The sequence below is a fragment of the Phytopseudomonas flavescens genome (genome assembly GCF_900100535.1).
GTDB classification, from domain to species: Bacteria; Pseudomonadota; Gammaproteobacteria; order Pseudomonadales; family Pseudomonadaceae; genus Aquipseudomonas; species Aquipseudomonas flavescens.
This window is the reverse complement of record NZ_FNDG01000001.1, coordinates 146353-168057: the sequence shown is the minus strand read 5'-3', so window position 1 is coordinate 168057 and position 21705 is coordinate 146353. Positions and strand designations below refer to the sequence as shown.

Sequence of the window (21705 nt, the reverse complement as noted above, 5' to 3'; positions counted from 1 at the left end):
CTCTGCGCTTATCGCTCTTGTCGCGTCCTGTAACGGAAAACCTAAAAAGAGCAAGCGCTTGGGTGGCGTCCGGTTGTCGCACAACTTTATAATCACGACGATTTCTTACCTGCGTTCGACGTCGTTCCACGGCAATAGTGATATTGGCGTGCGTGGTGCTATTCGATTGGCGTTTGTCGGGCGTAATCCAAAATTTATAAGCTCAGTGGTTAGGCAGACCTATGATCAAAATAAAACGTGGGCTGGATTTGCCCATAACAGGCGCGCCGGCTCAGCAGATCGAAGCATCCAGGCCGGTGCGCAGCGTCGCTGTCATAGGCTTCGATTATCACGGTATGAAACCCACCATGTCCGTTCAGGTGGGGGACCGGGTCAAGCTGGGCCAGATTCTCTTTTCCGACAAACGATCCGAAGGCATCCATTACACCGCCCCTGGCGCCGGTGTGGTCAGCGCCATTCACCGGGGTGAAAAGCGGGTGCTGCAATCGGTGGTCATCGACCTCGACGGTGATGAACAGGAAACCTTCGCGCAGTACCCGCAGGCGCAGCTCGATACGCTCGACGGATCGCTGGTTCGCGAGAATCTGCAGCGCTCCGGCCTGTGGACGGCGCTGCGCACGCGGCCGTTCAGCAAGGTGCCGGCCATCGATGCGCTACCGAGCTCGATCTTCGTCAGCGCTATCGACACCCAGCCATTGGCGGCCGACCCTGCCTTGATCATCGCCGACCACGCCGCCGATTTCGAAAATGGCCTCAAGGTGCTGGCCCGTCTGGGCCAGGTGTTCCTCTGCAAGGCGCCAGGTGTGAGCCTTCCCGGTGAAAAAACCGAGGGCGTACGCAGCCAGGCGTTCGCCGGCCCGCACCCGGCGGGCCTGCCGGGTACCCATATCCATTTCCTCGATCCAGTCAGCGCCAGCAAGAGCGTCTGGACGATCAACTACCAGGACGTGATCGCCGTCGGCAAGCTGTTCATCACTGGCCAGCTGTGGGTCGAGCGCGTCGTCGCCCTGGGCGGCCCGGTGGTCGAGCGCCCGCGTCTGCTGCGCACCCGCCTGGGCGCCAACCTCGATGAGCTGACCGCGGGTGAACTCGCCGCTGGTGAGAATCGGGTCGTTTCCGGCTCCGTGCTGGGTGGGCGTACGTCCCGTGGCTCCTGTTCCTACCTGGGTCGCTACCATCTGCAGGTGTCCTGCCTGGCCGAGGGAAATGACCGCGAGATGCTGCACTACCTGCGTGCCGGGGTGAACAAGCACTCGATCCTCAATATCTTCGTATCCAAGCTCAACGCCGCAAAACGTTTCGCGTTTTCGACCACCACCAATGGCAGCCCGCGTGCCATGGTGCCGGTCGGCAACTACGAAGAGGTGATGCCGCTGGACATTCTGCCAACGCAGTTGCTGCGTTCGCTGATCGTCGGCGACACCGAGATGGCCCAGCAGCTGGGCTGCCTGGAACTCGACGAGGAAGACCTGGCGCTGTGCACCTACGTGTGTGCCGGCAAATACGAATACGGTCCGATCCTGCGGGATAGTCTGGCCCTCATCGAGAAGGAGGGTTGACCCGTGAGCGTGCGTGAATTCCTCGACAAGATCGAACACAACTTCGAAAAAGGCGGCAAGTACGAGAAGTGGTACGCCCTCTATGAGGCCGTGGACACCTTCTTCTATCGTCCTGCCAGCGTCACCAAAACCACCGCCCATGTGCGTGACGGCATCGACCTCAAGCGCATGATGATCACCGTGTGGGCCTGTACCTTCCCGGCGATGTTCTTCGGCATGTGGAACACCGGCTACCAGGCCAACTTGGTCTACGCGCAGAGCCCGGAACTGCTCGCCGCTCAGGACGGCTGGCGCTTCGCGCTGATCGGTGCACTGGGCGGCTTCGACCCGGGCAGCCTGTGGGACAACTTCATCCAGGGGGCGGCGTACTTCCTGCCCGTGTACCTCACGGCGTTTATCGTCGGGGGCTTCTGGGAAGTGCTGTTCGCCTCGATCCGTCGCCATGAAGTGAACGAAGGCTTCTTCGTGACTTCGGTGCTGTTCGCGCTGATCCTGCCGCCGAGCATTCCGCTCTGGCAGGTGGCGCTGGGCATCAGCTTCGGTGTGGTCATCGGCAAGGAAGTGTTCGGAGGTACCGGCAAAAACTTCCTCAACCCGGCTCTGGTCGGTCGTGCCTTTCTGTTCTTCGCTTATCCGGCGCAAATCTCCGGTGATGGCGTATGGACGGCCGTGGACGGCTACGCGGGTGCTACCGCGCTGACCGCTATCGCGGACGGCGGGGTGAATGGTCTGGTCAACGACGGCCTGACCTGGACCCACGCGTTCATCGGTCTGATGCCGGGCTCCATCGGCGAGACCGGTACCCTGGCGATCCTGCTCGGTGGCGCCGTGCTGCTGATCACCAAGATCGCCTCCTGGCGCATCGTCACCGGGGTCATGCTCGGCATGATCGCCACCGCCACGCTGTTCAACGCTATCGCCTCGGAAAGCAATCCGCTGTTCGCCATGCCCTGGTACTGGCACCTGGTCACCGGCGGCTTCGCCTTCGGCATGATCTTCATGGCCACCGACCCGGTGTCGGCGTCCATGACCAATACCGGCAAGTGGATCTTCGGCATCCTCATCGGCCTGCTGGTGACCATCATCCGTGTGGTCAACCCGGCGTTCCCGGAAGGCATGATGCTGGCGATCCTGTTCGGCAACCTGTGTGCGCCCCTGATCGACCACTACGTGGTGCGGGCCAACATCAAGCGGAGGCTGACGCGTAATGTCTAAGATCAAAGAAACCCCGGCACGTACGCTGGTCGTGACCCTGGTGATGTGCCTGGTGTGCTCGATCGCGGTATCGGCCGCGGCACTGATCCTGCGTCCGACCCAGCAGGAAAATGCGCTGGTCGACCGCCAGCGCGCGGTGCTGGTGATCGCCGAGCTGTGGCAGCCGGGCATGTCCAGCGATGAGGTGCGGGAAGTGTTCTCCTCCCGCGTCACCCCACGCCTGGTCGATCTGCGCACCGGTGAGTACAGCGATGCCTTCGACCCGCATACCTTCGACCAGAACAAGTCGATCGCCGATGCATCCCTGTCCAGCCCGATTGCGGAAGAGCGCGACATCGCCTCGATTCGTCGTCGGGAGCACTACGCGGTGGTCTACCAGATCGAGCATGACGGGCAGATGGGGCGCCTGATCCTGCCGGTCCGTGGCTACGGCCTGTGGTCGACCATGTATGGTTTCGTGGCACTGCAGAGCGACCTGGAAACCGTCGCCGGCCTGGGCTTCTACCAGCATGGCGAAACCCCGGGGCTGGGGGGAGAGATCGACAACCCCAACTGGCAGGCCAGGTGGGTCGGCAAGAAGGTCTACCAGAATGGTGAACCGGCTCTGCGGGTGATCAAGGGCAGCGTCAATCCCGACAGCGCGCAGGCCGATTATCAGGTCGACGCCATCGCTGGCGCGACGCTGACCGCCAACGGGGTGACCCACATGATTCACTTCTGGCTTGGTGAGGACGGCTTCGGCCCGTTCATCAAGAAGCTCGGCGCAGGGGAGGCTTGATCCATGTCCAAATCCACCATGAAAGAGCTGCTGCTCGATCCGATTCTCAACAAGAACCCGATCGGTCTGCAGATCCTCGGCATCTGCTCGGCGCTGGCGGTCACGTCCAGCCTCAGCACGGCGCTGGTGCTGTCCATCGCGCTGACCGTGACCACGGCGTTTTCCAGCTTCTTCATCTCGATGGTGCGCCACCAGATTCCGGGCTCCATCCGCATGATCGCCCAGGTGGTGATCATCGCGTCCCTGGTGATCGTCATCGACCAGTTCCTCAAGGCCTATGCCTACAGCCTGAGCCAGCGGCTGTCGGTGTTCGTCGGCCTGATCATCACCAACTGCATCGTCATGGGTCGCGCCGAAGCCTTCGCCATGTCCAACCCGCCGGTGGCGTCGTTCGTCGACGGCCTGGGCAATGGGCTGGGTTACAGCGCCATGCTGGTGGCGCTGGGTATCGTGCGCGAGCTGTTCGGTGCCGGTTCGCTGATGGGCGTACAGATCCTGCACACGGTCAACAACGGCGGCTGGTACCAGCCCAACGGCTTGCTGCTGCTGCCACCGTCGGCGTTCTTCCTGATCGGCCTGTTCATCTGGGCACTGCGCAGCTTCAAGACCGAGCAGGTCGAGAAGGTCGAGTACCGCATGGCGCCCCAGGTGAAGAACGAGGAGGCCTACTAAATGGAGCATTACATCAGCCTGTTCGTCCGTGCGGTGTTCATCGAGAACATGGCCCTGGCGTTCTTCCTGGGCATGTGTACCTTCCTGGCGATTTCCAAGAAGGTCGAAACCTCGTTGATGCTGGGTCTGACGGTGATCGTGGTGATGATCATCACCGTGCCGCTGAACAACCTGCTCTACGTCTACCTGCTCAAGGATGGCGCGCTGGCCTGGGCCGGCCTGCCGGAAGTCGACCTGAGCTTCCTCGGGCTGATCTGCTACATCGGCCTGATCGCCGCCGTGGTGCAGATCATGGAGATGGTGCTCGACAAGTACCTGCCGGCGCTCTACAACGCGCTGGGCATCTTCCTGCCGCTGATCACCGTGCACTGCGCCATCTTCGGCGGCACGCTGTTCATGGTCGAGCGTGACTACAACTTCACCGAGAGCGTGGTCTACGGTGCCGGTGCCGGTGTCTCCTGGGCCCTGGCCATCGTGCTGCTGGCGGCGATCCGCGAGAAACTCAAGTACAGCGATCCACCTGCCGGTCTGCGCGGGCTGGGGCTGACCTTCATCACCGTTGGCCTGATGTCGCTGGGCTTCATGTCGTTCTCCGGCGTACAGCTGTAAGGAGTTGCCAATGGCATTCGAGATTCTAGTAGCCGTCTCCATGTTCACCGTGGTGATCATCCTCCTCGTGGCGGTGATCCTCATGGCACGTGCGCGCCTGGTTTCCGCCGGCGACGTGAACATCGAGATCAACGGCGAGCGCACCATCACCGTCCCGGCCGGCGGCAAGCTGCTGCAGACCCTGGCCGAGAACGAGATCTTCCTGTCGTCCGCCTGTGGCGGCGGCGGTACCTGCGCACAGTGCAAATGCATCGTGGAAAGCGGCGGCGGCGAGATGCTGTCCACCGAGGAGTCGCATTTCAACAAGCGTGAAGCCCGTGACGGCTGGCGCCTGTCCTGCCAGACCCCGGTCAAGCAGGACATGAAGATCGAAGTGCCCGAAGAAGTCTTCGGCGTGAAGAAGTGGGAGTGCACGGTGGAGTCCAACCCCAACGTCGCCACCTTCATCAAGGAGCTGACCCTCAGGCTGCCGGAAGGCGAGAGCGTCGACTTCCGCGCCGGTGGCTACGTGCAGCTGGAGTGCCCACCGCACACCGTGCAGTACAAGGACTTCGACATCCAGGAGGAGTACCGCGGCGACTGGGACAGATTCAACCAGTGGAAGTACGTGTCCAAGGTCGACGAGACGGTGATCCGTGCCTACTCCATGGCCAACTACCCCGAAGAAGTCGGTCTGGTGAAGTTCAATATTCGCATCGCTTCGCCGCCTCCGGGCAAGGACCACCTGCCGCCAGGCCAGATGTCTTCCTGGGTGTTCAGCCTCAAGCCCGGTGACAAGGTCACGGTGTACGGTCCGTTCGGAGAGTTCTTCGCCAAGGACACCGATGCCGAGATGGTCTTCATCGGCGGGGGGGCCGGCATGGCGCCCATGCGTTCGCACATCTTCGACCAGCTCAAACGTTTGAAGTCCACCCGCAAGATCAGCTTCTGGTACGGCGCGCGCTCGATGCGCGAGGCTTTCTATACCGAGGAGTACGACCAGCTGCAGGCGGAGAATCCGAACTTCGAATGGCACCTGGCGCTGTCCGATCCGCAGCCGGAGGACAACTGGACCGGTCTCAAGGGCTTCATCCACAACGTGCTGTACGAGAACTACCTCAAGGACCACCCGGCACCCGAAGACTGCGAGTTCTACATGTGCGGCCCGCCCATGATGAACGCCGCGGTGATCAAGATGCTCACCGACCTGGGTGTCGAACAGGACAACATCCTGCTCGACGACTTCGGCGGATGATGCCACTGCCCGCGCTGCTGCAGCCCGCCCTTGTTGTGGCCTTGGCTGCTACGCTCGTGGGCTGCGGCTTTTCCGAGCGTGTCGAAGAGTTCGGCGGCCCCGCCCAGGGCAGTACCTATTCGGTCAAGTACGTGAGCACGGCATCCGTTCCCGACAAGGCGGCGCTCAAGGCCGAGGTCGAGGCGATCTTTGCCGAGGTGGACGAACAGGTGTCCACCTACCGTGACGACTCGCTGATCGAGCAGTTCAACCGCGCGCCGGCGGGCACCTGCATGCCCATGCCGGAAGGTGTGTTGCAACTGGTGCGCACCGGCGACGAGCTGCACCGTGACAGTGGCGGAGCGTTCGACCTGACCCTGGAGCCATTGCTCGACCTGTGGGGCTTCGGCCCGCGTGGTAATGGCGAGCGTCAGATTCCGGACGCCGGGGCCTTGAAAGAGGTGCGCGGGCGTATCGGCCAGGCGCATCTGCATATCGAGGGTGATCGCCTGTGCAAGGATCTCGACCTGCAGGTCGACTTCAACAGCATCGCTGCCGGCTATACCGTCGATCGAATCATCGAGCGTCTGGTCGGGCTGGGCGTGCGCAGTTACCTGGTGGAGGCCACCGGCGAGCTCAAGGCAGTAGGGCGCAAGCCCGATGGCCAGCCCTGGCGCATCGCCCTGGAGGCGCCCCGTGACGATCAGCGGGCCATCCAGCGCGTCATCGAGTTGGATGGCTACGGCATTTCCACCTCGGGTGATTACCGCAATTATTTCGAAGAGCAGGGCGTGCGTTATTCCCACACCCTCGATCCACAGACCGCTGCGCCGATTCAGCACCGGCTGGCGGCGGTCACCGTGGCGGCCCCTACTACGCTGATGGCCGACGGGCTGTCCACCGTGCTGCTGGTGCTCGGCCCCGAGAAGGGCTACGACTACGCGCAGCGCCAGGGCATCGCGGCGTTTTTCGTCACCCGTGAGGGAGACGGTTTCGTCACACGCAGTACCGCCACGTTCGAGCAGCTTTTCGCTGCGGGAGGCAAGCAATGACATTCGTAATGGTTTTTCTGATCATGCTCACCGTCGTCGGCCTGATGGCCGTGGGGGTGATCATGGGCCGCAAGCCCATCGCCGGCTCCTGCGGCGGCATCGCCAACCTGGGGATCGAGAAGAAATGCTCGATCTGCGGCGACGACCGCGAGAAGTGCGTGGAGGTGACGCGCGAGGCCGAGGGTGATGGCGAATCCGGCGTGCAAACCTACGACGCCAGCAAGCGCTGATCGCCATTTGCGGTCTGGCCCGGTAGGCTATGCGTTGTTGCGAAATGTTGCGTGCCAGGCCAGTTGTCGGGCCTGGTTCTGCCGAGGACGTGGCATAAGCGTTCCGGCGTGATCTGAGGAGAGAACATGGCGGTCTACAACTACGATGTCGTTGTATTGGGTTCCGGCCCGGCGGGGGAAGGGGCGGCGATGAACGCGGCCAAGGCCGGTCGCAAGGTGGCGGTGGTCGACGACCGCCGTGAAGTCGGCGGCAACTGCACCCACCTGGGCACCATTCCGTCCAAGGCGCTGCGCCATTCGGTGCGGCAGATCATGCAGTTCAACACCAATCCCATGTTCCGGCAGATCGGCGAGCCGCGCTGGTTCTCCTTTCCCGACGTGCTGAAAAGCGCCGAGCGGGTAATCGCCAAGCAGGTCACCTCGCGAACCGGCTACTACGCCCGCAACCGCATCGACGTGTTCTTCGGCACCGGCAGTTTCGCCGACGACCAGACCATCGAAGTGGTGTGCCCCAACGGCGTGCTGGAAACCCTGTCGGCCAAGCAGGTGATCATCGCCACCGGTTCGCGCCCCTATCGCCCGGCGGATATCGACTTCAACCATCCGCGCGTCTACGACAGCGACACCATCCTCACCCTCAGCCATACGCCACGCCGGCTGATCATCTACGGCGCCGGAGTGATCGGTAGCGAGTACGCGTCGATCTTCAGCGGCCTGGGCGTGCTGGTCGACCTGATCGACAACCGTGACCAGTTGCTCAGCTTCCTGGACTCGGAAATCTCCGATGCCCTGAGCTACCACCTGCGCACCAACAACGTGCTGATTCGCCACAACGAGGAGTACGAGCGCATCGAGGGGCTGGACAACGGTGTGATCCTGCACCTCAAGTCCGGCAAGAAGATCAAGGCCGATGCCTTGCTGTGGTGCAACGGGCGTACCGGCAACACCGACAAGCTGGGCCTGGAAAACATCGGCATCAAGGTCAACAGCCGTGGCCAGGTGCAGGTCGACGAGCATTACCGCAGCGAAGTCGACAACATCTACGCTGCCGGTGACGTGATCGGCTGGCCAAGCCTGGCCAGTGCCGCGGCCGACCAGGGTCGTTCCGCGGCCGGCAGCATCGTCGACAACGGCAGCTGGCGGATCGTCGATGACATTCCCACCGGTATCTATACCATTCCCGAGATCAGTTCGATCGGCAAGAACGAGCACGAGCTGACCAAGGCGCAGGTGCCGTACGAAGTGGGCAAGGCGTTCTTCAAGAGCATGGCCCGCGCGCAGATCTCCCACGAGCCGGTGGGCATGCTGAAGATCCTCTTCCACCGCGAAACCCTGGAAGTGCTCGGCGTGCACTGCTTCGGCTACCAGGCTTCGGAGATCGTGCACATCGGCCAGGCGATCATGAACCAGAAGGGCGAGGCGAATACCCTGAAGTATTTCGTCAACACCACCTTCAACTACCCGACCATGGCGGAGGCCTACCGGGTGGCGGCGTTCGACGGGCTCAACCGGCTTTTTTGAGCGGCTCCGGCCGGCGGCCTGAGCCGGTCGGGGATCCTTTCGCCGACTCCCGCGACTGGCGCTGGCCAAACCGCGAGAGCGTCTGAGCAGGCCCGAAAACCGATCCCTTGTGGGTCGGTTTTTTTATGGGCTCATCACGTGTCGGTTCTTATAATGCGCTCGGCTGTTTAGCCGTCTTTTTGCTGGGACGTGGCTACATACTCTGCCAGTAACGCCTGCGCCGCTTCGGGTGTAGTCAGCGCAGTATCGATGGTGAGCGGTGCCTGTCCCCAGGGCTCGTACTCATGAGCTACGACCGATTGCCAATGGGGTGCCACGAGGCCGGGTACGTCGCTGACTCTCGACTCCACCCGCTGTCGATGTTGGATCGCGTCCGAGCAGATGATCTGCACGTTCAGCAACCGGCATCCCGCGTGTGCTGCAGTGTCAGCCCAGGCCTCGCGGCTTTCCGATACCGGATTAACGCAATCGGCGACCACCTTGAGTCCAGCCTTGAGGTTATCCAGCGCGATGGCGTTGGCAACCTGGTAGCCACTGGCGTCGACGTCCTGCCTGAGCGCGCCGCTGTTACGCAGTGCCTGCTCGATGCTGTCGATACGCAGGTAGACGGCGCCGAGATGAGTGGCCAGGGCTTTGGCTAGTGTAGTCTTGCCGGTGCCAGGTAGGCCGCTGAAGACGATCAGCATGTTCGATCCTTCTGATTCTTGAGCAGCACTCAGGCTTATGTGGGAGCGGGCGGGGACGCCCAGTCCATGCCCGTGATTTCGCGCGCATGGCGCGCTCCCACATGTTGCATAAGTCACCGCGCTACTGCGCTTAGCCGCGCAATGTGCTCACGGCGATACCAGGGAAGTCGGTGATGATGCTGTCCACGCCGAAGTCGGCAAGGCGGCGCATCAGGGCGGGTTCGTTGACCGTCCATACCGACACGTGCAAACCGGATTTCTGGGCCTTGAACAGGCGTTCCGGGGTGCACAGCGTCCAGTTCAGGGCCAGCAAGTCGCAGCCGTAGTTGCGGGCGACCTTGAGCGGATCCAGCCAGGCGTATTCGGCGACCAGGCCGCGGGCCAGGTGTGGGGTCAGGCGTTGGGCCGCACTCAGCACTTCTCGGGAACTGGAGGTGATGGTGATCCTGTCGTCCAGGCCAAAGCGCCGGCTGAGCAGGGCGATGGCTTCCACCGTACGAGCCGCACGAACCTTGGACGCGCTCTTGACCTCCAGTTGCCAGTGCTCGAAATCGCACTGCTCGAACAGCTCGCTCAGGCGTGGAATGGGGCAGGGGTAGCGCCAGCCCGGGCCACCACGGCGGGCGTCGTAATGCACCAGGTCGGCGGCGTCGTGCTCGACCACCTTGCCACGCTGGCCGGTGGTGCGCTTCAGCGTCGGGTCGTGGATGACCATCAGTTCGCCGTCGCGGGACAGGTGCAGGTCCAGCTCGCAGCGGCGAACACCGTGCTCGAGGCACTGCTGGAAGCTGGTCAGGGTATTTTCCGGGGCTTCGCCCTTGGCGCCGCGGTGGCCGTAGATCAGGGTCACGGTTGCTCCTTACTGGGTGCTTGTCGCGCGTGGCTGTTGGTGGCGCACGCTGTCGATCACATGGTCGTATTCGAAATAAACGCTGAATTCGCGGTAGTCCCAGCGGGTGATCGGCGGCTTGCCGACCGGGGCGCGCTCCTCGTCGGCCAGGCCGAAGCGCTCCAGCACCGAACGCTTGGACTGGCCCATCTGCGGAAGGTCGGTGAGGTCGGCGCCCTGCTGGCCGATGGGGATTTTCAGGGTGTCGGCCTGGGCTGCCAGCGGCAGCAGCAGGACCAGCGCAAGCAGCGGGCGCAATGGCGTCACGTGAGTTCCTCGCGGGCCTGACGGCGCTCCTGCGCCTGGCGTTGCAGGATATGCCGGGCGAGCAGCTGGCGTTGCGCGTCGGTCAGCGCTTCGAATTCGGCGCCGATCTCGAACTGCCCCTCGTGTTCCTGGCAATGCAGCACCCTGGCGCGCAACAGCAGGCCGAGCGCCTGGGGCATCAGCACCATCTTCAGCGCCAGGTGGGCGTCGACCGGCAGGGGCTGGGCATTGAAGAAGCTGATGCCGCCCTCCGACAGGGTGACGTGCTTGGGTGGGCCGATATCGCGCAGCAGGCTCTGGGCGATGGCCTGGCCGAGCAGGTCGATGCGCTTGTTGACCACCTTGAGGTAACTGGCCAGGGTACGGTCGCGTTCGCTGATATTGCGCAGCAGGTGCTGGGACTCGAAGTCCATCACATGCAGTTCGCTGAGCAGATTGAACAGCGGTGAAGCCTCGTGAAGCTCGTCGCTGGCCAGGGCATCGGCACCCGCCAGTGGGGTGAAATCCAGTGCGATCGTGTCCTCGATACGGTAGTATTCGCGGCGATCATTTTCGTCTTGAGTCGACATGGCGAACCCATGGCAGCGGTGGTGGTCAGAGTGTAAGGCCGCTCGCCAGACCCCGCCACAAGGACGTTTCTCTTTCCCTCGAACAAGCGCCCCACATGTTCAGACCCCTGTCCGTTTTTCTCGGTACGCGCTACACGCGGGCCAAGCGTCGCAACCACTTCGTTTCGTTCATTTCTCTGACTTCGATGATCGGGCTGGCACTCGGTGTGCTGGTGATGATCCTGGTGCTGTCGGTGATGAACGGCTTCGACCACGAGATGCGCACCCGCGTGCTGGGCATGGTGCCCCACGCCACGGTCGAGAGTTCCCAGCCGATCAGCGATTGGCGGCGGCTGGCCGAACGTGCGTTGCACAATCCCCAGGTGCTCGCAGTGGCGCCGTTCAGCCAGATGCAGGGCCTGCTGACCAACGATGGCAAGGTGCAGAAGGTGTTGATCAATGCCGTGGATCCCGTCGAGGAGCCCAAGGTGTCGATCATTGGCGACTTCTTCCGCGAGGGCCGGCTGGAGGATCTGCAGCCTGGTACCTTCGGCATCGTCATCGGTGACAAGGCGGCCGAGAAGCTCGGCGTTGGCCTGGGTGACAAGCTGACCTTCGTGGCGCCGGAAGTCACCGTCACCCCCGGTGGCATGTTTCCGCGTCTCAAGCGTTTCACCGTGGTCGGCATCTTCCATGTCGGTGCCGGCGAGATCGACGGTTTCATGGCCATGACCCACATCCAGGATCTGGCCCGCCTGCAGCGCCATCAGGCCGATCAGGTGCAGGGCATCCGCCTCAAGTTCGCCGACCTGTTCCAGGCGCCGCGCACCGCCTGGCAACTGGCGCAAAGCTTCGGCGAGCAGGATTACCTGGCCCGCGACTGGACGCGCACCCACGGTAACCTGTATCAGGCCATCCGCATGGAAAAAGCCATGATCGGTCTGTTGCTGCTGCTGATCGTCGCCGTGGCGGCCTTCAACATCATCTCCACCCTGGTAATGGTGGTCACCGACAAGAAGGGCGATATCGCCATCCTGCGTACCCTGGGCGCCACGCCGATGCAGATCATGGCCACCTTCATGGTGCAGGGCACGGTGATCGGCGTGATCGGCACCCTGATCGGCGCGCTGCTGGGCATTCTCGCCGCGCTCAACATCAGCTCGATCATCGCCGGCGTCGAGCGCCTGCTCGGCTTCAAGTTTCTCAATGCCGATGTGTACTTCATCGACTACTTGCCGTCGCAGCTGATGCTCGCCGATGTGGTGCAGGTCTGCGCTGCGGCATTGGTCCTGAGTTTCCTCGCTACTCTTTATCCGGCCTGGCGCGCGGCACGCACCCAGCCCGCGGAGGCATTACGTTATGAGTGATCCGGTCGTGCAGGCGCAGGCAAGCGCCGTGCTCAGTTGCCGCAACCTGAGCAAGCGCTACGAAGAAGGCCCGCAGTCGGTGGTGGTACTCGACGACCTGCAACTGGAGCTGTTGCCCGGTGAGCGGGTGGCCATCGTCGGTAGTTCGGGCTCCGGCAAGAGCACCCTGCTGAACATGCTCGGCGGCCTGGATACGCCGAGCAGCGGCAGCGTCTGGCTGGCCGGTGAGGAGCTGTCGGCGCTCAACGAGAAACAGCGTGGCCTGCTGCGCAACCGCTCGCTGGGTTTCGTCTACCAGTTCCACCACCTGCTCGCCGAATTCACCGCGCTGGAGAACGTGTGCATGCCGCTGCTGATCGGCAAGACCTCGATCAGCGAATCGCGTCAGCGTGCCAGCGAGTTGCTCGAGCGGGTCGGCCTTGGCCATCGCCTGAGCCACAAGCCTGCCGAGCTGTCCGGTGGTGAGCGGCAGCGCGTGGCGATTGCCCGGGCGCTGGTCAATCGCCCGGGGCTGGTGCTGCTCGACGAGCCTACCGGCAACCTCGACAACCACACCGCTCAAGGCATTCAGGACCTGATGCGCGAACTCAGTACGCAGTCGCAGACCGCCTTTCTGGTGGTGACCCACGACCTGCAGTTGGCGCGGCAGATGGACCGGGTGCTGAGCCTGGAAGACGGCAAGCTGGTGCACGCCTGATGTTTCGCCCGCTGAGTGTCTTCATCGGCCTGCGTTACACCCGTGCCAAGCGCCGCAACCACTTCATCTCGTTCATTTCCCTGACCTCGATGATCGGCCTCTCTCTGGGCGTGCTGGCGATGATCGTGGTGCTCTCGGTGATGAATGGTTTCCACCGGGAAATGAGCTCGCGCATTCTCGGCATGGTGCCCCATGCGACCCTCGCCGGTTCGCCAGCCCTGGCCGACTGGCAGGCGCCGGCCAGGGTCGCCCTGGAAAATCCCCAGGTGGAAGCGGCCGTGCCCTTCGCCGAGCTGGAAGGCATGCTGTCCTACCGCGGTGTGATGCAGCCGATTCAACTGCACGGCATCGACCCCGAGCTGGAGCCGAAGGTCTCGATCATCGGCGATCATATGGTGCAGGGCCGCCTGAGTGATCTGCGCGAAGGCGAGTACGGGGTGATCATCGGTGAGATCACGGCACGCCGCTTTCAGCTGCAGGTCGGCGATCGCCTGGCCCTGATCGTCCCGGAAATCAGCTCGGTGCCGGGTGGTATCACGCCGCGCATGCAGCGCCTGAACGTGGTCGGCATCTTCAAGGTGGGCGCCGACCTGGACAGCTCCCTGGCCCTGATCAACGTAGCCGATGCCGCGCAGATCCAGCGCCTGGAGCCAGGTTCGGTGCAGAGCATCCGCCTCAAGCTCAAAGACCTGTACCAGTCGCCCCAGGTCGCCGCCGCCCTCGCCGCGCAACTGGGCGAGGGTTACCACGCCAGCGACTGGACGCAGACCCAGGGCAGCCTGTTCAGCGCCATGAAGATGGAGAAGACCATGATTGGTCTGCTGCTGCTGCTGATCGTCGCGGTGGCTGCCTTCAACATCATCGCCACGCTGATCATGGTGGTCGCCGACAAGGGCGCCGACATCGCCATCCTGCGCACGCTGGGCGCCACGCCGCGGCAGATCATGGGGGTGTTCATGGTGCAGGGCACGGTGATCGGGGTGATCGGTACCCTCATCGGTGGCGTGCTCGGTGTGCTGGCTGCCCTCAACGTCAGCGAACTGGTGGGCTGGCTCGAGCGCATCAGTGGGCAGCATGTATTCAGCTCCGACGTGTACTTCATCAGCACCTTGCCGTCCGAATTGCAGGTCGGCGACGTGGTGCTGATCTGCAGTGCGGCGCTGATCCTCAGCTTCCTCGCCACGCTGTATCCCTCCTGGCGTGCGTCGCGTACCCAGCCGGCCGAGGCGCTGCGTTACGAGTGATGGCCGCTGCCGCTCTGTCAGCCGCCTGCTAGGCTCGAAAGGCCGCTATGAAAATAGCGGCCTTTTCGTTTCTGCAACCAAAAGGGCACCCATGGACGGGACTCGATCAGGCAACCTGCGCAGCGGGTTGCTGGCATTGGCGGCGGGGCTGTTGCTGCTGCGCTTCTTGCCGCAACTGCCGCCAATCTCGGTATTGCTGGTGGCCACGCTGGCCGGGCTGGCCCTGCTACCGTTTCGCAGTTACCCCGTTGGCCTGTTTCTGCTCGGCTTCAGTTGGGCCTGCAGCTCGGCGCAATGGGCGCTGGATGATCGTCTCGATCCGGCCCTCGATGGGCGCACGCTGTGGCTGGAGGGCAGGGTGGTGGATCTGCCGGATGTGCGCGAGGGTGTGGTGCGCTTCCATCTGGCTCAGCCATATTCGCGCCGGGCCGAGCTGCCGCAGCTATTGCGGCTGTCCTGGTATGGCGGGCCGGAGATTCGCGCTGGCGAGACCTGGCGGCTGGCGGTCAACCTCAAGCGCCCCCATGGTCTGGTCAATCCGCAGTCCTTCGATTACGAAGCCTGGTTGCTGGCACAGCGCATCGGTGGCGTCGGCACGATCAAGTCCGGGCAGCGCCTCGGCGAAGCAGACGGTGGCAGTGCCTGGCGAGACCGTTTGCGTCAGCGCATGCTCGCCGAGGACCCTCATGGACGGGCCGGAGGATTGGCTGCGCTGGTGCTGGGCGATGGCTCCGGGCTATCGGTGGCCGACTGGCGTGTGCTGCAGGACACCGGTACGGTGCACCTGCTGGTGATTTCCGGCCAGCACGTCACGTTGGTGGCCGGCCTGTTCTATGCCCTGGTGTTCTGGCTGGCGCGCTTGGGCTGCTGGCCAGGGTCGCTGCCCTGGTTGCCGACGGCCTGTCTGTTGGCGTTCTCCTCGGCGCTGGGCTACGCCCTGCTGGCCGGTTTCGAGGTACCGGTGCAGCGCGCCTGTGCGATGATCGGCCTGGTGCTGCTGTGGCGTTGGCGTTTGCGCCACCTGGGTATCACCCTGCCGCTGCTGGTGGCATTGGTCGCGGTACTGCTGTTCGAGCCGCTGGCGGTGCTGCAGCCGGGGTTCTGGCTGTCGTTCGGCGCCGTTGGGCTGTTGGTCCTGATCTTCGCTGCCCGCCTTGGGGCCTGGGCCTGGTGGCGCACCCTGGGGCGCGCGCAATGGGCGATGAGCGTGGGCTTGCTGCCGATGTTGCTGGCCCTCGGGTTGCCCATCAGTGCCAGCAGTCCGCTGGCCAATCTGATCGCCGTACCCTGGGTGGGGTTCGCCGTGGTGCCGCCGGCATTGCTCGGTACCTTGCTGCTGCCCGTTCCCTGGCTGGGCGAGGCTTTGCTCTGGTGGGCGGGCTTCGCCCTCGAATGGCTATTTCGCCTGCTGGCGCTGATAGCCGCCTGGCTACCGGTCTGGATACCCAGCGCGCTGCCGTTCTGGGCCTGGCTGCTGGTGGCGCTGGGCGCCTTGCTGATCCTTCTGCCCAGCGGGGTGCCGTTGCGCGGGCTTGGCCTGGTGCTGCTGTTGCCGCTTTTGTTCACCCCGGTGCAGCGGCCGGCCGAACGACACGCCGAGGTGTGGATGCTCGATGTCGGCCAGGGCCTGTCGATGCTGGTGCTGACCCGCGAGCACGCGTTGCTCTATGACGCCGGCCCGCGCTTCGACGATTTCGATAGTGGCGAGCGAGTGGTGCTGCCGTCGCTACGGGCGCTGGATGTGCGTGCACTGGATATGTTGCTGCTCAGTCATGCGGATAACGATCACTCCGGCGGAGCACAAGCCGTGGCGGGAGGCATGCCGGTGGCCCGCGTGGTCAGCGGCGAAGCGCCCGCGTTGCCAGAGGTGCTGGGGGCGGAGCCTTGCATCGAGGAAAACTGGATCTGGGACGGCGTACACTTCAGCACCTGGCGCTGGGCCGAGGCGCGAGACAGCAACCAGTCATCCTGCGTGTTGATGATCGAGGCGGCGGGGGAGCGCATGCTGTTCACCGGGGATATTGACGGGCCAGCCGAGCGTGCGCTGATCGATACCGGGCGTGATCTCCAGGCCCAGTGGCTGCTGGCGCCACACCACGGCAGCCGCAGTTCGTCCTCATGGGCGCTGCTCAAGGCGGTCAGGCCCGAGGCCGTGCTGTATTCGCGCGGTCGACATAATGCCTACGGCCATCCCCACCCCACGGTCGTCTCGCGTTACGCGGCATTTGACGCCAGGGCTTACGACAGCGCCGAGCGCGGTGCGCTGCGTATCGATCTCGGGACATTCGGCGAGCCGCGTGCCCTGCGTGAAATACCGCGTTTCTGGCGGGAAAAATGAGAACCGCAGCCGTCGGCGACATCACGGCCCTCGGTTAGGGTCTGTTGACGTTTCAGCACGACCGCGCCGGAGCCCGTTTCGCCGCGAGGCAAGGCACGAGCCACGAAGTTCGGTTGTTCCAAATGAGTGGCGAGAAACGCAGCAACGCGGCTTGCGCTGAAACGTCAACAGACCCTAGAGTGACGCCACTTTTGCGAAGGGGATCTGCCACTGTGTGGGAACTGGTTATAGCGGGCGGCTGGGTGATGCTGCCGATCATTCTGTGTTCAATCGCGGCCCTGGGCATCATCGCCGAACGGTTGTGGACCCTGCGTGTCAGCCGGGTCACGCCGCCCAACCTGCTGGGCCAGGTATGGCGCTGGATCCAGGACAAGCAACTGAACAACGGGAAGCTCAAGGAGTTGCGCGCCGATTCGCCGCTGGGGGAAATCCTGGCCGCCGGCCTCGCCAACTCCAAGCATGGTCGGGAAGTGATGAAGGAGTGCATCGAGGAGGCTGCGGCCCGCGTGGTGCACGAGATGGAGCGCTACCTCAACGCCCTGGGCACCATCGCCGGTATCACGCCGCTGCTCGGCCTGCTCGGTACGGTGATCGCCATGATCGATATCTTCGGCTCGTTCATGGGCGGCAGCACGGCCAACCCGGCGCTGCTCGCCGGTGGTATCTCCAAGGCGCTGATCACCACGGCGTCGGGCCTGACCGTGGCGATTCCGGCACTGTTCTTCCACCGTTTCCTGCAGCGCCGCGTCGATGAGCTGGTCGTCGGCATGGAGCAGGAGGCGATCAAACTGGTGGAAATGGTGCAGGGCGAGCGCGATGTCGACCTGGCCGAACAGCCCAAGCCGGCGAAGAGGGGCAAGAAGGCGTGAAGTTCAGACGTAGACGGCGCGAGCAGGTCGAGATCAATCTCGCCTCGCTGATAGACGTGGTGTTCATCCTGCTGCTGTTCTTCGTGGTGACCACCACCTTTACCCGTGAGTCCCGCATGCAGGTCGACCTGCCCGAGGCTGCCAGCGGAACGCCGCCCGAACAGAGCGAATTGAAACAGCTGGAGGTGGTGATATCGGCAGAGGGTGATTTCTCCCTCAACGGCCAGGCGCTGATCAAGAATGACCTGGATAACCTGATGGCGGCCCTGCAGAAGGAATCCGCTGGCGACAGCAGCCTGCCGCTGACCATCAGTGCCGACGCCAAGACCAGCCACCAGTCCGTGGTCACCGCCATGGATGCCGCCGGCAAGCTGGGCTTCGCGCACCTGCGCATCACCACCGTCGAGACCCAGGCCGCGCCCTGATGGCGAGCTTTTCCGAGCGTCTGCTGCAGGCCTGGTACCAGGGGCATCCGGCACTGGCGTTGCTGCGTCCGCTGGAAGCCCTTTACCGTGGCGTGGTGCAGCGCAAGCGCGCACGCTTTCTCGCTGGCGCTGGTGACATCTACCGCGCGCCGGTGCCGCTGATCGTGGTGGGCAACGTCACCGTCGGCGGTACCGGCAAGACCCCACTGATTCTCTGGCTGGTCGAGCAGTGCCAGGCCCGCGGCCTGCGCGTTGGCGTGATCAGTCGCGGCTATGGCGCCAACCCGCCGAGCCTGCCTTGGCGGGTCAGGGCCGAACACAGTGCCGAGCAGGCTGGCGACGAGCCGCTGCTGATCGTGCAACGCAGTGGCGTGCCACTGATGATCGATCCCAATCGCGCTCGCGCCGCTCGCGCCTTGCTGGCCGAAGAGCCGCTGGACCTGCTGCTCAGCGACGATGGCCTGCAGCACTACCGCCTGGCCCGTGATCTGGAGCTAGTGCTGATCGACGCCGCGCGGGGGCTGGGTAATGGCCGCTGCCTGCCTGCCGGGCCGTTGCGCGAACCCGCCGAGCGCCTGCAGAACGTGGATGCCTGTCTGTACAACGGCGCGCCGAGCGATCCCCAGGGCGGCTATGCCGTGACCCTGGTGCCCAGCGCCCTGATCAACCTGTGCAGCGGCGAGCGCCGTCCACTCGACCACTTCCGCCCCGGCCAGGCCGTGCACGCCGTGGCCGGTATCGGCAATCCGCAGCGTTTCTTCACGACCCTCGAGGCGCTACACTGGCGGCCTGTCGCGCATGCCTTCGCCGACCATGCTACCTACAGCGCCGAGCTGCTGAATTTCTCGCCGGCGCTGCCGCTGGTAATGACGGAAAAGGACGCGGTGAAATGCCGGGCCTTCGCGGCTGACGACTGGTGGTATCTGGCCGTCGATGCCCAGCCGTCTGCAGCGTTTCGTGCCTGGTTCGAGGTGCGCCTGGATCGTCTGCTCGGCGAACGGCAGTAACCGCGTCACGCGCTCACTCTTCTTGCTCTGAAGGATTTCCCCATGGACCCGAAACTGCTCGATATCCTGGCCTGCCCGATCACCAAGGGCCCACTCAAGCTCAGCCAGGACAAGACCGAACTGATCAGTAAAGGTGCCGGCCTGGCCTATCCAGTTCGTGATGGCATTCCGGTCATGCTGGAAAGCGAAGCCCGCACCCTCAACGATGACGAACGCCTGGACAAGTAGATGAGCAACGCCTTTACCGTGGTGATCCCGGCGCGTTACGCGTCCACCCGCCTGCCGGGCAAGCCGCTGCAGGACATCGCCGGCAAGCCGATGATCCAGCATGTCTGGGAACAGGCCTGCAAGAGCAGTGCGACGCAGGTCGTGGTAGCCACCGACGATGCGCGCATCGTGGAGGCCTGCCAGGGGTTCGGTGCACAGGTGCTGCTGACCCGCGTCGATCACAACTCCGGCACCGACCGCCTGGCCGAAGTGGCCGCTGCGCTGGGCCTGGCTGCCGATGCCATCGTGGTCAACGTGCAGGGTGACGAGCCGCTGGTGCCGCCCGCGATCATCGACCAGGTGGCTGCCAATCTGGCCACCAATCCCCAGGCCGCCATCGCCACCCTGGCCGAGCCGATCGACGATGTCGCCGCGCTGTTCAACCCCAATGTGGTCAAGGTCGCCAGCGATCTCAACGGTCTGGCACTGACCTTCAGCCGTGCGCCGCTGCCGTGGGCGCGTGATGCCTTTGCAGCCGATCGCGACAGCTTGCCTGCCAATGTTCCCTATCGCCGGCATATCGGTATCTACGCCTATCGCGCTGGCTTCCTGCAGGACTTCGTCGCCTGGGGCCCGTGCTGGCTGGAAAATACCGAGTGCCTGGAGCAGTTGCGCGCGCTCTGGCACGGCGTGCGTATCCATGTCGCCGATGCGCTGGACGCACCACCCGCCGGCGTCGATACCCAGGAAGACCTCGATCGCGTCCGTCGGTTGCTGGGCGCCTGATGCGCGTTCTGTTCGTTTGCCTGGGCAATATCTGTCGTTCCCCTACTGCCGAGGCGGTATTGCGTCAGCGTCTGCAGCAGGCGGGGCTGGCTGAGCGTATCGAAGTCGACTCCGCGGGAACCGGCGACTGGCACGTGGGCAAGGCTCCGGACCCGCGTACCCAGGAGGCTGCCAGCCGACGCGGCTATGACCTGTCCGGCCTGCGCGGTCGTCAGGTCTCTGCCGACGATTTCTCGCGCTTCGATCTGCTGCTGGCCATGGATACCGCCAATCTGCGCGACCTGCAGCGCCTGCGACCTGCTCAAGCGCGGGGCGAGCTGGATCTGTATCTACGCCGCTACGACCTGGCGGTGGATGAGGTGCCCGATCCTTATTACGGTGGTAGCGAAGGTTTCGAGCAGGTGCTGGATCTGCTCGAGCAGGCCAGCGACGCACTGCTGATCGAACTCAAGGGGCGTTTATGAGTGTGGTGGTCGAGGCTGGCGTTTCGCTCAAGGCCTACAACACCTTTGGCGTGGACGTGGCGGCGCGCTACTTTGCCGAGGCGCACGACGATGAGCAGGTACGCCAGGCACTGGACGCCGCCCGCGAGCGGCAGGTGCCACTGTTGGTGCTGGGCGGTGGCAGCAACCTGCTGCTGACCGCGGATGTCGAGGCGCTGGTGTTGCGCATGGCCAGTCGCGGTATTCGCCTGCTGGTCGATGATGGCCAGCGGGTGGAGATCGAGGCGCAGGCGGGCGAGCCCTGGCATGGCTTCGTGCAGTGGACCTTGCGCCAGGGTTTTGCCGGCCTGGAAAATCTCAGTCTGATTCCCGGTACCGTCGGCGCCTCGCCGGTGCAGAACATCGGTGCCTATGGCGTCGAGCTGAAGGACTGTTTCATTGGTCTGACGGCTCTGGATCGACACAGCGGTGAGATCAGAGAGTTCGATCGGCAGGATTGTGCCTTCGCTTATCGCGACAGCCTCTTCAAGCGTGAAAGCGGGCGCTGGATCATTCTGCGCGTGCGCTTTGCCCTGAGCCGCAATGCACCCTTGCACCTCGATTACGGCCCGGTACGTCAGCGCCTGGCAGAGCAGGGCATCGAGGCACCCAATGCCAGCGATGTCAGTCGGGCCATCTGCGCCATTCGCAGCGAGAAGCTGCCGGATCCTGCCGTGCTCGGCAACGCCGGCAGCTTCTTCAAGAATCCGCTGGTGCCGGCCGAGCTGGCCCAGCGTCTGCGGCAGAGCCATGCAGACCTGGTGGCCTATCCTCAGGCCGACGGCCAGATGAAGCTGGCGGCTGGCTGGCTGATCGAAAAGGCGGGCTGGAAAGGCTTTCGCGATGGCGATGCCGGCGTGCACCGTCTGCAGGCGCTGGTGCTGGTCAACCATGGGCAGGCCAGTGGGCCGCAACTGCTGGCATTGGCGCAGCGTATCCAGGCGGATATCGCCGAGCGCTTCGGCGTGAGCCTGGACATCGAGCCGAACGTGCTCTGATCCTTGTTGCCACGCAGCCTTGCCATGCTGGCGGGGTTGTGCAGGC

24 protein-coding genes are annotated in these 21705 nt (G+C 63.9%); 20 read left to right on the top strand and 4 right to left on the bottom strand.

What is annotated here, in order from left to right; all coding sequences use genetic code 11:
• The first annotated feature begins 221 nt into the window (after positions 1-221).
• The 9 genes from BLR94_RS00780 (at position 222) to sthA (ending at position 8849) form a co-directional block, all read left to right on the top strand.
• On the top strand, positions 222-1559 hold the full coding sequence (locus tag BLR94_RS00780; protein WP_084306528.1) for a Na(+)-translocating NADH-quinone reductase subunit A: 1338 nt from the start codon (positions 222-224) through the stop codon (positions 1557-1559).
• A gap of 3 nt (positions 1560-1562) precedes the next feature.
• Complete coding sequence (locus BLR94_RS00775; protein WP_084306527.1) at positions 1563-2774, top strand: NADH:ubiquinone reductase (Na(+)-transporting) subunit B; 1212 nt, start codon at positions 1563-1565, stop codon at positions 2772-2774.
• Positions 2767-3552, top strand: coding sequence for a Na(+)-translocating NADH-quinone reductase subunit C (locus tag BLR94_RS00770; RefSeq protein ID WP_084306526.1), 786 nt, complete (start codon positions 2767-2769; stop codon positions 3550-3552). Before BLR94_RS00775 ends, BLR94_RS00770 begins: the two co-directional genes overlap by 8 nt.
• A 3-nt stretch (positions 3553-3555) precedes the next feature.
• Positions 3556-4224 carry an NADH:ubiquinone reductase (Na(+)-transporting) subunit D gene (locus BLR94_RS00765; protein ID WP_084306525.1) on the top strand — a complete coding sequence of 223 codons (669 nt, stop codon included), beginning with the start codon at positions 3556-3558 and terminating at the stop codon, positions 4222-4224.
• Complete coding sequence (gene nqrE / locus BLR94_RS00760) at positions 4225-4833, top strand: NADH:ubiquinone reductase (Na(+)-transporting) subunit E (RefSeq protein WP_084306524.1); 609 nt, start codon at positions 4225-4227, stop codon at positions 4831-4833.
• A 10-nt stretch (positions 4834-4843) separates the two neighbouring features.
• Positions 4844-6067, top strand: a complete 1224-nt coding sequence (gene nqrF / locus BLR94_RS00755) for an NADH:ubiquinone reductase (Na(+)-transporting) subunit F (RefSeq protein ID WP_084306523.1) — start codon at positions 4844-4846, stop codon at positions 6065-6067.
• On the top strand, positions 6067-7098 hold the full coding sequence (locus BLR94_RS00750; protein ID WP_084306570.1) for an FAD:protein FMN transferase: 1032 nt from the start codon (positions 6067-6069) through the stop codon (positions 7096-7098). The genes nqrF and BLR94_RS00750 overlap by 1 nt, the downstream gene beginning before the upstream one ends.
• Positions 7095-7328 carry a (Na+)-NQR maturation NqrM gene (gene nqrM / locus BLR94_RS00745; RefSeq protein WP_084306522.1) on the top strand — a complete coding sequence of 78 codons (234 nt, stop codon included), beginning with the start codon at positions 7095-7097 and terminating at the stop codon, positions 7326-7328. Before BLR94_RS00750 ends, nqrM begins: the two co-directional genes overlap by 4 nt.
• 126 nt (positions 7329-7454) lie before the next feature.
• On the top strand, positions 7455-8849 hold the full coding sequence (sthA, locus tag BLR94_RS00740; RefSeq protein ID WP_084306521.1) for a Si-specific NAD(P)(+) transhydrogenase: 1395 nt from the start codon (positions 7455-7457) through the stop codon (positions 8847-8849).
• 167 nt (positions 8850-9016) lie between these two features.
• Here the strand turns inward: sthA and BLR94_RS00735 are convergent, their stop codons facing one another.
• From BLR94_RS00735 to BLR94_RS00720, 4 genes are all read right to left on the bottom strand, one after another.
• Positions 9017-9535: a P-loop nucleotide/nucleoside kinase family protein gene (locus BLR94_RS00735; RefSeq protein ID WP_084306520.1), complete on the bottom strand. Its 519-nt coding sequence runs from the start codon at positions 9533-9535 to the stop codon at positions 9017-9019.
• Positions 9536-9665: 130 nt separating this feature from the next.
• Positions 9666-10385 carry a glycerophosphodiester phosphodiesterase gene (locus BLR94_RS00730; protein WP_084306519.1) on the bottom strand — a complete coding sequence of 240 codons (720 nt, stop codon included), beginning with the start codon at positions 10383-10385 and terminating at the stop codon, positions 9666-9668.
• Positions 10386-10394: 9 nt separating this feature from the next.
• Positions 10395-10691: a phosphodiesterase gene (locus tag BLR94_RS00725; RefSeq protein WP_084306518.1), complete on the bottom strand. Its 297-nt coding sequence runs from the start codon at positions 10689-10691 to the stop codon at positions 10395-10397.
• The gene (locus tag BLR94_RS00720) at positions 10688-11260 is read right to left on the bottom strand and encodes a PilZ domain-containing protein (protein ID WP_084306517.1); all 573 of its coding nucleotides are present in this window, start codon (positions 11258-11260) and stop codon (positions 10688-10690) included. Before BLR94_RS00720 ends, BLR94_RS00725 begins: the two co-directional genes overlap by 4 nt.
• A gap of 95 nt (positions 11261-11355) precedes the next feature.
• Between BLR94_RS00720 and BLR94_RS00715 the strand changes: the two genes are divergently transcribed.
• From BLR94_RS00715 to murB, 11 genes are all read left to right on the top strand, one after another.
• Positions 11356-12606 (top strand): lipoprotein-releasing ABC transporter permease subunit, encoded by a 1251-nt coding sequence (locus BLR94_RS00715; RefSeq protein ID WP_084306516.1) that lies wholly within the window; start codon positions 11356-11358, stop codon positions 12604-12606.
• Positions 12599-13303, top strand: a complete 705-nt coding sequence (gene lolD, locus BLR94_RS00710) for a lipoprotein-releasing ABC transporter ATP-binding protein LolD (protein WP_084306515.1) — start codon at positions 12599-12601, stop codon at positions 13301-13303. Before BLR94_RS00715 ends, lolD begins: the two co-directional genes overlap by 8 nt.
• Positions 13303-14547, top strand: a complete 1245-nt coding sequence (locus tag BLR94_RS00705) for a lipoprotein-releasing ABC transporter permease subunit (protein ID WP_084306514.1) — start codon at positions 13303-13305, stop codon at positions 14545-14547. The genes lolD and BLR94_RS00705 overlap by 1 nt, the downstream gene beginning before the upstream one ends.
• Before the next feature lie 115 nt (positions 14548-14662).
• Positions 14663-16885: a DNA internalization-related competence protein ComEC/Rec2 gene (locus BLR94_RS00700; RefSeq protein WP_084306569.1), complete on the top strand. Its 2223-nt coding sequence runs from the start codon at positions 14663-14665 to the stop codon at positions 16883-16885.
• A 212-nt stretch (positions 16886-17097) separates the two neighbouring features.
• Positions 17098-17754, top strand: coding sequence for a MotA/TolQ/ExbB proton channel family protein (locus tag BLR94_RS00695; RefSeq protein WP_084306513.1), 657 nt, complete (start codon positions 17098-17100; stop codon positions 17752-17754).
• Positions 17751-18179 (top strand): ExbD/TolR family protein, encoded by a 429-nt coding sequence (locus tag BLR94_RS00690; protein ID WP_084306512.1) that lies wholly within the window; start codon positions 17751-17753, stop codon positions 18177-18179. Before BLR94_RS00695 ends, BLR94_RS00690 begins: the two co-directional genes overlap by 4 nt.
• Positions 18179-19186 carry a tetraacyldisaccharide 4'-kinase gene (lpxK, locus tag BLR94_RS00685; protein WP_084306511.1) on the top strand — a complete coding sequence of 336 codons (1008 nt, stop codon included), beginning with the start codon at positions 18179-18181 and terminating at the stop codon, positions 19184-19186. The genes BLR94_RS00690 and lpxK overlap by 1 nt, the downstream gene beginning before the upstream one ends.
• Positions 19187-19228: 42 nt before the next feature.
• Complete coding sequence (locus BLR94_RS00680; protein WP_042555623.1) at positions 19229-19414, top strand: Trm112 family protein; 186 nt, start codon at positions 19229-19231, stop codon at positions 19412-19414.
• A complete protein-coding gene (gene kdsB / locus BLR94_RS00675) occupies positions 19415-20179 on the top strand; it encodes a 3-deoxy-manno-octulosonate cytidylyltransferase (RefSeq protein WP_084306510.1) in 765 nt (254 codons plus the stop codon).
• On the top strand, positions 20179-20643 hold the full coding sequence (locus BLR94_RS00670) for a low molecular weight protein-tyrosine-phosphatase (protein ID WP_084306509.1): 465 nt from the start codon (positions 20179-20181) through the stop codon (positions 20641-20643). The genes kdsB and BLR94_RS00670 overlap by 1 nt, the downstream gene beginning before the upstream one ends.
• Positions 20640-21659 carry a UDP-N-acetylmuramate dehydrogenase gene (murB, locus tag BLR94_RS00665; RefSeq protein WP_084306508.1) on the top strand — a complete coding sequence of 340 codons (1020 nt, stop codon included), beginning with the start codon at positions 20640-20642 and terminating at the stop codon, positions 21657-21659. The genes BLR94_RS00670 and murB overlap by 4 nt, the downstream gene beginning before the upstream one ends.
• Positions 21660-21705: the final 46 nt, after the last annotated feature.

What these genes read in the sequence shown, in the direction of transcription:
- murB (WP_084306508.1), top strand. Translation starts at nt 20,640, where the DNA reads ATGAGTGTGGTGGTCGAGGCTGGCGTTTCGCTCAAGGCCTACAACACC.
- BLR94_RS00735 (WP_084306520.1), bottom strand. Translation starts at nt 9,535, where the DNA reads ATGCTGATCGTCTTCAGCGGCCTACCTGGCACCGGCAAGACTACACTA.
- lolD (WP_084306515.1), top strand. Translation starts at nt 12,599, where the DNA reads ATGAGTGATCCGGTCGTGCAGGCGCAGGCAAGCGCCGTGCTCAGTTGC.
- BLR94_RS00705 (WP_084306514.1), top strand. Translation starts at nt 13,303, where the DNA reads ATGTTTCGCCCGCTGAGTGTCTTCATCGGCCTGCGTTACACCCGTGCC.
- lpxK (WP_084306511.1), top strand. Translation starts at nt 18,179, where the DNA reads ATGGCGAGCTTTTCCGAGCGTCTGCTGCAGGCCTGGTACCAGGGGCAT.
- BLR94_RS00750 (WP_084306570.1), top strand. Translation starts at nt 6,067, where the DNA reads ATGCCACTGCCCGCGCTGCTGCAGCCCGCCCTTGTTGTGGCCTTGGCT.
- kdsB (WP_084306510.1), top strand. Translation starts at nt 19,415, where the DNA reads ATGAGCAACGCCTTTACCGTGGTGATCCCGGCGCGTTACGCGTCCACC.
- BLR94_RS00670 (WP_084306509.1), top strand. Translation starts at nt 20,179, where the DNA reads ATGCGCGTTCTGTTCGTTTGCCTGGGCAATATCTGTCGTTCCCCTACT.
- BLR94_RS00715 (WP_084306516.1), top strand. Translation starts at nt 11,356, where the DNA reads ATGTTCAGACCCCTGTCCGTTTTTCTCGGTACGCGCTACACGCGGGCC.
- BLR94_RS00765 (WP_084306525.1), top strand. Translation starts at nt 3,556, where the DNA reads ATGTCCAAATCCACCATGAAAGAGCTGCTGCTCGATCCGATTCTCAAC.
- BLR94_RS00680 (WP_042555623.1), top strand. Translation starts at nt 19,229, where the DNA reads ATGGACCCGAAACTGCTCGATATCCTGGCCTGCCCGATCACCAAGGGC.
- nqrF (WP_084306523.1), top strand. Translation starts at nt 4,844, where the DNA reads ATGGCATTCGAGATTCTAGTAGCCGTCTCCATGTTCACCGTGGTGATC.
- BLR94_RS00720 (WP_084306517.1), bottom strand. Translation starts at nt 11,260, where the DNA reads ATGTCGACTCAAGACGAAAATGATCGCCGCGAATACTACCGTATCGAG.
- BLR94_RS00780 (WP_084306528.1), top strand. Translation starts at nt 222, where the DNA reads ATGATCAAAATAAAACGTGGGCTGGATTTGCCCATAACAGGCGCGCCG.
- nqrM (WP_084306522.1), top strand. Translation starts at nt 7,095, where the DNA reads ATGACATTCGTAATGGTTTTTCTGATCATGCTCACCGTCGTCGGCCTG.
- BLR94_RS00770 (WP_084306526.1), top strand. Translation starts at nt 2,767, where the DNA reads ATGTCTAAGATCAAAGAAACCCCGGCACGTACGCTGGTCGTGACCCTG.
- sthA (WP_084306521.1), top strand. Translation starts at nt 7,455, where the DNA reads ATGGCGGTCTACAACTACGATGTCGTTGTATTGGGTTCCGGCCCGGCG.
- nqrE (WP_084306524.1), top strand. Translation starts at nt 4,225, where the DNA reads ATGGAGCATTACATCAGCCTGTTCGTCCGTGCGGTGTTCATCGAGAAC.